Here is a 12,414-nt window from a genome sequence, read left to right on the forward strand (position 1 = left end):
GCACTTTAAGTGAGGTCGGTGGGTCGCCATTTGTCTGGCAGCCGCCGCGGAGACACCAGGAAGCGGACACGCTTGCTGCCCGGATCACGCATCGTCGGCGGTATGGTCCCGTTGCAACTTTAGCCGTGTCACCTTTTCGAGATTCTCAATCGCCATGGAAAGCCCGCCCGCGGCTGCCTTTTCTAGGAGCCGTAGTGCTTCTGCAGGATCCCTCCGGATCAAAAGCACGGCAAGATTATTCATTCCAATCAAATCACCTGAATTCGCGGCTCGCCGAAAAAGGAACTCTGCCTCAATAGGTTCATTGTCAATGAGAAGCATCGCAAGGTCACTCATCGCTTCAGGACTGCCCGCTCGAACGCCTGCCCGTAGGATGCCCTCTGCTTCACTAGGATTGCGGTCCTTGATCCAGGAGGCCAATTCCAAAAGAGCAGGAAGACTTCCTCTTGCAGCCACACCTCTAAGCAACTCCTCTGCCTTATCGTAGTTCCGTCCGCGGAGGCTAAGAGCCTCTGTGTAGGCACTTTCGAGATCCCCTGATTCCGCCAGGCGGAAGTCTTCGGGGAACTTCCGATTGGGAACCCGCCCGGGCTTCCCCTCATCGAGTGTTCGCTCCCGTTCTTTTGCGGCTAGCCTGGAAGGCGATCCCTGTAGAACAAGGACATTGGGAAACCAGCGGTTTTGGACGGAGCGCCCTGGAGGAACTCCATACCTCTCCACAAGCGAAGGATTTACGGGTGTCTCACCCCGGAAACTAAGAATTGAAGAATTCCGATCTGCGGCCGCAAGGTAATTCTCAAGGCGGGCTGTCAGACGTCCTATTAGCCCGGCGTGCGATGCCGTTGCGCTTTCTTCATTGGCGAAGAGAGCTAAACCATCGATAAGAAGAATGAGACTGTCGGTATAGACAGGTACTCCCATGCTCCCTGCAAACACGAGTTTCTGAAGTGCAGCTTCAAAATGATTTCTTCCATCGTTTTCTGATTCGCGCCCTTTATAAATTTCCTGCCATGATTGAAGAATCGAGGCATCGATCGTAAGGTTTCCCACAAAGCGATCCTTGATCGCCAGATGTTGAAACTCGTTCGATCGGTTTAGGCGGAGTAGATAAAGCCCCATGACAATGGATACGAGAGGATCATACTGGTCGACCTTACGAAGGGTGTCCTCGAGTAATGCCGTCCCGCTTTCGACCGCATTCGTCGCCATGAAACTCAGCAATGCCTCGGCCCGATCGATTTCCGTAGTTAGACTCAAAACCAATTCATTGGCATCGCTAAAGCCGAAGGATATCTGGGTCTCATAGCCGCCAGGTATAACCGTGAAGGTCCATGGTTGCAAGGGACCGCCCAATTGCAATAAGCGCGGTTCCGAAGTGGGAGCTAATCTGTAAAGGACCAAACGCCGCGAGTGCATATCTTGCCCATCGAAGCCTGTTACTTCCCAAGCCCCTTTCCGCGACTCCCACAGCCTTGTCCATGCCGTGGACTCCACGGCTGTACTCGCTTCGGCAAAAGCTGCACTGCTATACAGCATGCCTCTACTGAGGACAGTGGGGCGTTCGGTGGTTTCCTCACCCGCTAATTCATGCAGGTCGAAATACGCATCCGACTGGCGTCCGTCGTCTAGCAAGGTCGTTGTTCGCATGACCTCACCTGACGGAAGACCCGCAGAAATCAGATACCTTCCAGGCGGTAACTCCCAGCGCATCCCAGCCGCGGGTTCAACGACAGTGGGTTCGATGACGGGATCTAACAACTCATCCATAATCTTGACAATTATGGGTACTTCCGCCACGTAACCTCGTGCATAGAATCTGAGGTTCAAGACGGCGCTCACAAGACCCGTATCCGTTCGGTGGTCAGGGGTGGTTCCACAAACGCCTCTTGATGAATACTTTTGAACCGACTCCCATTAAAGATTGCTGAAGTCCGACAGAATCCGGGTTCAACCTGGATGGTCCAAGGATCTAGTGAAGGGTGCGAACGTGTTAGGGGCGGAGTGCCTTCCTTATGGTACTCAAGATAAGCCTCAAGAGCCGCTTCATTCGGCACACACGACAGTTGCAACTGGGCCTTCGGAACTTCGGTCATCTCTAACAACCGGAACGAATCGCTTGCAGTTGCCACCGGACGTTGAAGCTTGGTGTCCGCTTCAGTAAGTTTCATTAGCGTTGATATCCGCTCAGCAATTTTTCCTGTAGTTATCCACCATTTTCCGTCTTTCTTCTGCGCAGCGCCGCCTTCCAGGCCCAGAAGCAGGGCTGTAGCAAAGTACGACGGTGCAAAGCGTGGGCCATATGCTCTGGCGGTCGGTTGAGTGGAGAATACCGTAAGACCAAATTTCATGTGAGTCACCTGATTGAGGCGCGGGTTTCGAAGGGGTAATGGAACTGCGTCAGGTGATTCAACGTTCGCAGACGTTACTTCCCTACACGTGTCAACAAGTATTATCTGCGTACCAGCCCTGTTGGCAGCCATCGCTTTACAGGTGGTCTCCATGTCGAAGGAATCTAGCCACGGTTGAGTCGCCGACAAGCCAAAGTCGGAAGCCAAGAGGACATGCTTTCGCCCCTCAATACCGTGACCTCCTACATACAAGAGTGCAACGTTGTCCTGGTGAGAGTCGCACCGATCCCACCACGAATCAAAGGCCATTCGTATGGCAGCGGACGTCGCATCCTCGTATATGTATCCTTTTCCACTTGGGTCGGGATCCTGGGGCGAAACAGATATCAGCAACTCGACCGAACCGAGTGGGACTGTAAAGTTGCCTCTGAGTTCCCCGAGTTTATCGGCGACCGCTAAGGCAGACCTTGGGGGAGAAGAAAGTTGCCCCAGATTTCCATAGTCTAAAACATCGGGCAACATTCGACCTCGCCCACCGACCAAATGATGATAACCACCTATACCAATCACCAAGCAGTGAATCTGCGGCCCGGGAGTCTTCGAATATACTGTAAGAGTCACGTCGCCTCACCAATCCTAGTAGCAAGCCTTTTGTAGAAGCTAGGCATGGAAAAGTAGCTTCCATGTGCCGCAAATAGACCGCGCCCCGTTGAGTACTCATAGTCGTGTACACCTTGAAATATCCCTCGGGCCGAAAACGCCAGTAGGTCGTTCCGGTCCAGAATGTTTATCCAGCGAACGACGTTGGGCAGTGACTCGACTTGACTATGGGCCTCGGGGTTCACACCTTTATGTCGGTTCAACAGTCCGAGTTCCTGAAAGAAGCCCACTTGTGATCCGCAGGTGACAAGGCTTTCTACCCGAATATCTGGTCGATAATAGGAAAGTACGTCATAAGCGATCACACCCCCAAGACTGTGAGCCAACACATGTATCTTCTGACCATCAGGGATTGACTCAAGGGCATAAATGACCCTTTGTACGATTGGACCGGGTTGCCCCTGGTCCCCACGATTCGCAATGTACTCGAACACGTCGCCTATGAAGGTTGCGGCCTGCAGATGCATGCTGTACCTGAAAACATCCGCGCCAATCCGCCCAGTCAATCGCGCGGCGGAACTTTGCAGACGTACCACGGATTCAGACAAGCTACGCCATAAGCCGCTGCCACCGAAGTATTCCGTGCCTAAATCTTCGGGTTGCTCGGCGTCCTGAAGGTCGCGAACCAGCGCGGAGAGCCATTCCTTATCGTGGCTAGCACTCGACAGCGTGCTGGACCCTTGATTGGTTAGGTGTTTACTCGCTTTCGATGAGAATGAGGCTAACGCACGAATGTCCTCTTCGCGCACGAGACGTTGCGCGGCCACATGACACAACAGGTCCACTGCACCTTCTGGGCTTTTCCTACTGATTTCTGTAACTGGATTCACGCCTACAAGCGGTTCCCCCATCAGAACTTGAGCTAGCGCCAAGTCGACTGAATCGACTGCGCCAAAGGCTTCATATTCTCCCCGAGGAACTGAAGCATGGTTCCAGCGGAATGTAGCTCCTAAGTCGCCCCAGTAGGGATCAACGGGTTCTACCTCTTCGGACATCCCGAGCGCCGGATACACGTACTCCCTCAGGTAGGCATTGCGAGTCCGATTGGCCGCCGAGAAGTCGGGTCCGAGACGATTTGCAACGCCATGTATGAATACAAGGCCCATATTAACTCCTTGGAGCCAATCGACGAGTGCTTACGCAACTCTGCTCCCGGCTGACACGCTAGTCAACGCATCTGCTGAAAACTCCGGCATTCTTGCGTTCGTGAGTCACAGCCGCACTGCAGCCACTCAACTCGAACCTGTCCGCGGAAAGCGATCGCTATCTGATGTTCGTTGTGTCAAAAGTTGGTTCCCCCTCTTTCTAACTGCCCTATTTACCCCAGGGGCCCGCGGGAGGATGATGAGCCTACTCGCATTCTTGGACGGAGACCTCCTGTGACCACGAAACTGAGCCGCTTTTCAGATGCCTACGCAACACTGACTGTTGCAACTTATGAACCCCTCATCCTTCGTTGGATTTCGCTTTGGGGCATCGGGACGATCGCAACAGATCAAGCACTACGATCCCCTAGGGCTACTCTGATGAATAGGTCTGGGCTCCCCACTGCCATTGAACTCAGCGGCGCTCGGCACCGGACGGGCTGGCCGGCAACACAAAAACTGCCTTCATTCCCCAGTCAAGCCGCGCCGGTCGACGTCGACGGCAACTTGATTCGTGCGAAGAGTGTGAACTCGGTTCAGGTCCCCGGATTCCCGGGAGCCGTAACTGTTGGTAGCCAGTTCTATCCGAGCGGCGTTATCCGTCAAGTAAGAGGGGCGGTTAAGTCGCTGGTGGGATCCTGGAGTACTGGCACATCAATTGGGGAGACCATCGCCCATCTCAGAGCCTCCATGGAGACCCGTGCGTCTTCTCAAAACCGAGTCCATACCGCTCCAATCGCGGGTAACAGGAACGTCGGGAAGCTACCCAAGTCCTTTGACCTCCGGGCTGAGCGGGGCGCTCTGCTTGCAAAGATGATTGCAGAAGTGGACAAAGCTCTACTCGATGGTGCAGAGGGCACTGGTCTGACTCTGGATTTGGAGGCTGCCCTCGGGCACGGAACGTATTCATTCATGCCGCCAACGATTGAAGAGGCCCTCGCACCAGTCGGCGTCGCCAACTTTTACCGGCAACTCTTCTTTCATGTGGAAGAAGGCGTCGGGCCGCTTGAGCAGGCTTTCACAATCGCACCATTGGAAACTTTAGAAGTGCTGTATGAAACCATAAAAAAGCAGACGCACGAAGAGCAAATGGAACAAGGGTCAGTAACCGTAAGTGAGACCGCCACCGAGGAAAAAGAGGTAGATGAGGTATCTGACAAGGTTTCGTCAATGATCCAGCGCGACTCTTCTGCCGCGATGACTGTTAGCGGTGGGGGTGGGGTGGCGGGAGTATGGCACGCCTCCGGTCAGGCAAGGGCTGACATGGCTGTGTCTAGCACGCGCGGCAGGGAAGAAACGTCACGTCGGCTGACTGAACTCACGACACGAGCATCTGAACGAATAACGAAGTCCTTTTCATTCCGAACACGGGACACCCAAGAAATCACGTCGACCAATCTCACGCGAAGAGTGATACATAACGATTCACCAGATCCGGTCAGCTATGGGCTCCGCAGGGTTTTGCGGAAGGTGCGTGTCAAGGTGCAGGATATGGGTCCCACCCTCGTCTGGCAGGTTTATGTTTGCGACCCCGGAAAAGCGCTAGCGCAAAGCAAGTTAGTGCATTTTCGAACACCGTCGGATATACCGCAATCGGACGTTCCTCCGGGAGCTCCGCCGAAGCCTTCGGGTGGAACGGACACAGGATCATCAAGTTCGGAGGTCGCTTGGGATGACGAGTGGGAAACGCATTTCGTCACGCTAGTTATTGCTCCGGGCCCAGGCAGGATCGTGACCGCTGTGTCACTCGACTCGGTTACCGATCTAGAAGGGGGCGGAAAAGATGATGACGCGCCAGCACCTCGCAACGATATCCATCCCTGGCCGTTAGACGAAACGGACACAACCGGAACCGTCACCTCGAAATTGCCAATAAGACGGGGTGATGCTTCAAGCGTCAGCCTGACTTATTCATATTCCTGGACGCCAACGACTGACGTCCTAGCAGCCTGGGAATCCCAGGTGGAGACCCTACGGGCTCAGGCCACCGAGGATTTGCTCCAGCAGAAGTTTGAGCAGGAGAAGGCGCTGATAACTGAGCACCGACGAATCCGACATCGGCCAGCGGCCGACCTCCGCCGCGAGGAGAGATTCGAGGTGCTAAATCGCATGATCTCAGAAGTATTCTCGACAGGTGATGATCCGTCTCTTCCCACACCATTGGAAATCGAATACTTCCACCGTTTTTTTGATATCGAGTCCATGTTTACTTTCAACCATCCCTCGTGGTGGAGGCCTCGCTATGCATCAACCCTGAACGCCATGGGACGTCCTGAATATACAATTACTGCCGAATCCGAACCAGCACCTATGGGATCAAGTTTGGGTTGGGTCATTCAGGCTGACGGCGATACGCGCCGCAACGAGTTCCTAAATAGCCCGTGGCTACGTGCTTGCATTCCAATTCGTCGGGGAAGGGAGCGGACGGCCCTGGCATGGCTCGCCAAACATGTCGAGGGCGAGCGGGGGTACGATCCCACTCGCAATCCGCTGAAGTCGGTGCTCGAATATATGGACGCAAGAATTCAGGCAGAGGAAGTGCTGGGTGTCGATGGGCCCGAATATGTAAGCGTTGGTTCCGGAGTGGATCCTCAGGCAGACGCGGCTAAACCCTCTGGTGTGTACCCCATAATCCACGAGTTTGATGTCACAGTTCCTACTGACGGGTTCGTTTACGAACGACTTGAAATCCACGCCGGCCCTTAACTCCGGCCTCGATATGCGACCGCCACAGATCCCCACACTGCCCGTGGTACTAGCGGGGCCCATCATACGGCGTGCGGAGCCAGCCGTGACATATGTCTGGCTGGCCACCTCCGTGCCCTTGGCCGATCCCGAACTGCGCATATACGAAGTGTTGCCGGGGTCCTCCAAGCCAATCCTCGGCAAACTCCTACAGACCGGACTCGCCTCGTCTTACAGGCTTGGCGCAAAACTATGGATTTACATGTTAGGGGGCACGGGCGACAGAGGCCTTCCTCCGTTTTCTGGGAGAGTCGCGCGTCTGCCCCAAGAGACACTACTCGCATACGACATTGTGGAAAGAAGTGGGTCTAACAGGAACTTGGCGGCCCTAATGAGCATGAAGGACATAGCTCTTGACGGCATCCCCTTCCCCACATTCCTGCTGCAGGGGCCAAGGCAACCGCTGCACGTAATGTACGCAAGCTGCCGCAAGTTGCACGGCGAAGGGATAGACGCCGCGCCCGCCTTCGAACGCTTGCTTACGGAACACGCCATAGATCCCCTAAATAGAATACAGGGCCTATTTTTAGGCGGAGACCAGATCTATGCAGACGACGTGGCAGACCTTTTGATCGCCCATCTCAATGCTTTGGGCACGGTGTTGGTTGGCCGGTCTGAGAGCATCCCCGACGTCCCTCATCCAGAGCGCATACCTCTCCGGGGAAGGACCCGCATCGTTGCAGAGGCCATGCTAACGGCAGGCACCGCCGGCTCAAACCATCTACTAACGTTCGGCGAGTGGGCTGCCCTCTACCTACTTCACTGGAATCCAGACCTGTGGCCGAAGAGATATCCAAGTGCATCGAGGTCGTACCAAGCCATGGCTCGTCCAAGACCAGAGGGATGGGTCAAGGAAGGTTATAAGGTTCAGTTAGACCGCTTACAGAACGCTCGCGCCGGTTCGACTGCCATGCGGAAAATTCTCGCTAACGTCTCAACCTACATGGTATTTGACGACCACGAAATCACAGACGACTGGAACTTGAATTCAGATTGGGAGCGTCGAGTCAAAACAGGACTGTCTCCCACGTGGAAGGACACGGTGTTTCCTCGGGCACCACTAGCCTCTCCGCGCGGCCCACGAATCATCCTGAACGCTATGGCCGCATACTGGGCGTTTCAGGGTTGGGGCAATGAACCGTCTGTGTTTTCGGAGCGGGACTACCTCCGTGTAGCGGATTACGCACGAACCGGAAAACAGGCAAATGCCGCTGTTACTACCTTGAAGTCTCAAGTATGGACTTATAAGGCCCCCACCGTCCCTCCCGTCGTTGTTGTTGACAGTCGCACGCGACGTGCGCCGACGGAACCAGTTGAGGACGTTGTAAACGGGTTCTCGAAAAGGCGGAACACTCGAGCACCGCGCCTGCTCGATGAATCAGCACGGTCCTTGACTGGATCGATGCTTCGTGAGGTAGCGAATGACGGCACTGCTGTGCTCCTCACTCCCGGCCCCGTCTGGGGCATTCCGAGAGTAGAACGCGTGCAGTCCGCCCTCGCTTTTTGGACTGATGAAGCTAACGCGGATTTTGAGTCCTGGCTGGCCAATCCGCAAAGTCAGGTCGACATTATCCGGATGGCCACACAAGCGGGAATTAGACGGCTCATAATTCTCTCTGGGGACGTGCACTACGGCTTTTCTGCGGCGATAAGACTTCGGCTAAGGGGCGGGACTGATGTCCGAATTGCCCAATTCACCTCATCGGCGACCAAAAACTATGTTGGCGGAAACAGCGGTCGTGGCCTCAGATGGGTACTTGCGGGACCGCCTGAGCCTCAGAGAGAGGTAAGCGTTTGGACCCCTACTCACGAGGGCCCCATCTGGGCAGTGGCGGATGACCCAACGATTACAGGTTTGGACCCAGAAGCCGATGCTGCAATTCTGAAGGCAAAGCAAGACGCGACGGACGCTTTTGGCGCGCCAAACTGGATAGAACAGCAGCGCTTTGCTTTGGTTCGTGGACCGCTGAGTCGGCTGTCATCGGGCTTTGAGGGACTTGACGGAGTGATAGTGCGCGACAACAACGTGGGCGAGTTAAGGGTAACGGGGCGGTCAGTGACCAACGTGCATTGGTCAGGGGACGCTGACCGTAACGCAATAAGCTCGGTGACCTGGACGACGGACGATTGGCCTATCTGAGTGGCGTCTCGCCCCGCCCCCCCCAGTCACCGTTCCCCCTTCGTAGAGAGGTTCGTTCCTTCACCGAATTGCTATAACGTTCTATGTCCTCGTATTGCGACTACGCAGCACAGTGACTGGAAGCTCGCTGGGACTATGGCATCCCAACAGGTGCCACCAAGCGTTCTCGCTCGAGACGCCGAAGATCGTAACGACGACTACCGTTGGCGGTGTGGGCAGCAGTGAAGCTCTAGGCTGGGCTAGTGCAGACGAAAATTGGGCCGCTTGACCGGTCCTGACTAAGGAGCTCCTAGCTCTTCGTGGACTACTGGATACGGCTATACGGAGTGCCCACAGACAAGATGACATCAGCCGTTGGACATCATGCAATCCGGAAGTCGCATAGTGGGACCGTACCCGCTAGTCCTAGCGATGGTTCCAAGGTGGCATCACAGCTTGACGATACTCAGTTACCGGCGCTTGGTCCTTGGATTTGTTAGACCAACGAAACCCAGCAAGTGCTTGTGCAGAACCGCGTGGTGACAGCGTGCAAGCAGCGCCTACGGCCGGAAGCGCGGTCGAAGCCCCGCGCGAAATTACTTCCTCGGATCGGTTCGGAGAATCTGCGTTGAAGACTTCTATGAGAAACCGCCGCATCCCCGACAGGAGCGCCCTGCCCTAAGCCACAGCTTCACGGAATCACGGGTACCGGCTTACGCAACCTCTCCTCGTCCGGCGCAGCCGTCGTTGCTCATTTAGCCTTCAGGTCAAGACCACGAAACCTGTCAACCGCCATTATCAACTCCACGGGTTCGGGTAGAGCTAACTCAAGACCATACTGGCTCGCTATTCCGGTGCAACGCATTTCATCGCCACCCAGTGCGAGGGCAAGGTCAGCGAGAAGAGTCTCTCCAATTCGTCTCAACTCTCTTTCATATAGGTAGCCAAAGAACCTTTGGTCACGGTCTCCGCCGTAACAGTGGGGGCTGTAACGGAGATTGCGTTTGGGTTGTAGTCATTGTCCGGGCGGTGGATCAGGGCCAGCTCAACATGTACGCGCACTTGCTCTCTAAGAGCGCGCCCCACAGCACCCTTCTTGAAATCCTCAATTCTGTCAGTTGCATCGTGCCAATGGGCAAACTTCCATGAGGATCCGCCAGCGGGAAAGACAACCTCACCTTTGACTAAGTAGATTTTGTAGGGCACTTCTCTGTCTCTTACTTGCACGGCCAGCCTCAGTACTCTTCAACATGCACTCAGACAGTTCTTCGGGCTGTTTCGCCAGCCTTATCGCAGATAGGCGTGACCGTTGCGGTCGGCTGCCCAGGATGGGTTTGGATCATACGGTCGACCCGCGTTTACTACCTAACCACCGCAATGTACTGAGCGGAATCTGAACGCTCAAATAGTACCCAACACTTCGGGGCGGGACCCTGAAATCGGCCCCGAGGCGATATGAACTCGCCTTGGTCTCTCTATATGCTGGCCACCTGGAACCGCTCTCGACACGAGCGCGGTTCCAGTGACATCACACCTCTTAGGACGGATCCAGTTCCAAATCTGCCACCACTAAGAAGCTTTCACGGCGATTCGGATCCCCTTCGTTGCTTTTACAAGCCACTCCCCCACCCCTACGAAAGCTCATTATCCGGTTAGGGGAATGGGGGTATATGTAGTTGCAAGCATATTGGTCTTCGCCTTGTCCTCGAGTATCGCACCTGTATGCTCGGTTGCGCTGGCTTTATCGAGCACTGCTATCACAGCAGAGCAAACCCCGACTCAAAGGTGCCTCGACAGCCACCGCGTACATCCCCCACCGGATTACCAGACTTATCATGGGGAGTGCGAGGAACCTCGCTAGTACATACAGCTACTGACGACCCAAGAAGCCGCCGAATTGGGCATGGCGCTTAAGTGTCGTCTTGATGGCATCTTTGATGGTTGAAGGCATTGTATTCGTTGGACTAAAGGCCTTCAGCTCAACAATAACGGTGTCTTGTTGGCTGTTCGGACGTTCGACAAACACATCCGCTCGGACGGTGCTGTGTTTTGAAACAACGTCGACTTCGTGCTTCGCCTTATAACCGAGCTCTTGGAAGACTTTGGCAATTCTCTTGCCCAGAGCGGTGGGACTGGTCGTGACTGTCAGATACCAATCACGGGCCTCGTTAGCTCTGTTGGACGTTTGGCGTTCACGCATGCGTCCGTACGCAGAAGGGTCCCATGTTTCGCCTACAACTGACGCAAAGTGCGATTTTCCGAACCGCGCTAGGTATGAGGCATGCAGTTTGGTGGCGTCGTTGTCTAGATTCTGGCAAAGCCGATGAAGGTCCGCAGCCGCGATCGGGATCAGTCGAACGTCAAAGTAGAGACGCGCCCGGTTCAGTTCTGAGAGGGGCAGCGTCCGCCTATCTTGGTCATTGAGTTCGCGGTAAAACGCGTTCCAATCAAGCTTGTAACCCTCCCTCGGGTTGCTGAAACTGTTGATGAGCGTGATTCGGTTTCCGTCAGTGACCGGCCACAGCATGACAACTTGGTACTTGGACAAGTCTTGGAGCCCGGAGACAGAATTCATTAGCAGGTCAGCCACACCTTCGATGCACTGACCAATCGTCGCTGCATTGTCTGCAACTTGTTCGATGTCTCCACGTAGGACCTCAAAGTCTGCCAATGGCTGCTCTGCATTGTGAAACTCAAATGTTTCTTCAACGATGCGGGGCCAGTCGTCCCTCTGGGGCCCATCAAGCTGAAAGTCACGGCTGAGGAGAATTCTTGTGTTCCTACTAGTCGCATCGACAAGCTCAGACTGAAATTGCTGGCTAGTAGTGAGCCATACAAAAAGAACCGGTTCCCGACGGAGCTCGCCTCGGTCCAGGAGGCTAAGTCGTTCGACAAACTGCGTCGGTACGTCGGAGCGTGCTGCAACGTTCTCCTCGTACTGGTCAATAACCGCGACGATCAGGCTGGGTTGGTTTCGTCGGCCCTTAGCCGCCTTGATTTCGGATACCAAGGCAGACTCGGACGAAATAGCCGCACGCGTGAGTTCTATGACTTTGATTTCCGGAAGGTGGGTTTGCAATTCACGCGCAGCCGAACTCTTGCCAGAACCGCTTGGTCCGTAGATCGGGAGAAATTTAATCCCTCCGGACATCTGCATGCTCTTGAGGCCCTTCTGAACCAAATCAATCAGGACAGGATTTGGTTCTAGTCGCCCTCGAAATGCAGGATCCAGGTCTTCGTAACGAGACGGCAGTCGCATGGTCATTTGGTAAGTCTAAGACCTGTTGATGGCTATGAATTCACATTGTGGGGTGGTGTTTACCTTGCGACCACATGGAAGTGATCCATGACACATCGACGAAGCTCGAGTGCGAGGCCTCCGAGCACCAGGAAGGTG

The 12,414-nt window shown here is 54.8% G+C and carries 7 protein-coding genes; 2 read left to right on the forward strand and 5 right to left on the reverse strand.

Annotated elements, in window-relative coordinates; all coding sequences use genetic code 11:
• Positions 1-84: 84 nt before the first annotated feature.
• The 3 genes from AC1RJY_RS04755 to AC1RJY_RS04765 form a co-directional block, all read right to left on the reverse strand.
• On the reverse strand, positions 85-1,797 hold the full coding sequence (locus tag AC1RJY_RS04755; protein WP_498601592.1) for a tetratricopeptide repeat protein: 1,713 nt from the start codon (positions 1,795-1,797) through the stop codon (positions 85-87).
• A gap of 38 nt (positions 1,798-1,835) precedes the next feature.
• A complete protein-coding gene (locus tag AC1RJY_RS04760; RefSeq protein WP_498601689.1) occupies positions 1,836-2,870 on the reverse strand; it encodes a caspase family protein in 1,035 nt (344 codons plus the stop codon).
• 95 nt (positions 2,871-2,965) lie between these two features.
• A complete protein-coding gene (locus AC1RJY_RS04765) occupies positions 2,966-4,114 on the reverse strand; it encodes a lipase family protein (protein ID WP_498601594.1) in 1,149 nt (382 codons plus the stop codon).
• 852 nt (positions 4,115-4,966) lie between these two features.
• On the opposite strand from AC1RJY_RS04765, the gene AC1RJY_RS04770 reads away from it, so the two are divergent.
• Positions 4,967-6,859: a hypothetical protein gene (locus tag AC1RJY_RS04770; protein ID WP_498601595.1), complete on the forward strand. Its 1,893-nt coding sequence runs from the start codon at positions 4,967-4,969 to the stop codon at positions 6,857-6,859.
• Between the two features lie 85 nt (positions 6,860-6,944).
• Complete coding sequence (locus AC1RJY_RS04775) at positions 6,945-9,038, forward strand: metallophosphoesterase family protein (RefSeq protein WP_498601597.1); 2,094 nt, start codon at positions 6,945-6,947, stop codon at positions 9,036-9,038.
• 900 nt (positions 9,039-9,938) lie between these two features.
• On the opposite strand, the gene AC1RJY_RS04780 is transcribed toward AC1RJY_RS04775, so the two are convergent.
• Together AC1RJY_RS04780 and AC1RJY_RS04785 are read right to left on the reverse strand one after the other, a co-directional pair.
• On the reverse strand, positions 9,939-10,223 hold the full coding sequence (locus tag AC1RJY_RS04780; protein ID WP_498601598.1) for a hypothetical protein: 285 nt from the start codon (positions 10,221-10,223) through the stop codon (positions 9,939-9,941).
• Between the two features lie 664 nt (positions 10,224-10,887).
• Entirely contained in the window at positions 10,888-12,282 is a 1,395-nt protein-coding gene (locus tag AC1RJY_RS04785) for an ATP-binding protein (protein WP_498601600.1), read from the reverse strand.
• Positions 12,283-12,414 lie beyond the last annotated feature (132 nt).

Source organism: Arthrobacter sp. GW822-FHT05G07 (assembly GCF_058799755.1).

What these genes read in the sequence shown, in the direction of transcription:
- AC1RJY_RS04785 (WP_498601600.1), bottom strand. Translation starts at nt 12,282, where the DNA reads ATGACCATGCGACTGCCGTCTCGTTACGAAGACCTGGATCCTGCATTT.
- AC1RJY_RS04760 (WP_498601689.1), bottom strand. Translation starts at nt 2,870, where the DNA reads ATGTTGCCCGATGTTTTAGACTATGGAAATCTGGGGCAACTTTCTTCT.
- AC1RJY_RS04765 (WP_498601594.1), bottom strand. Translation starts at nt 4,114, where the DNA reads ATGGGCCTTGTATTCATACATGGCGTTGCAAATCGTCTCGGACCCGAC.
- AC1RJY_RS04770 (WP_498601595.1), top strand. Translation starts at nt 4,967, where the DNA reads ATGATTGCAGAAGTGGACAAAGCTCTACTCGATGGTGCAGAGGGCACT.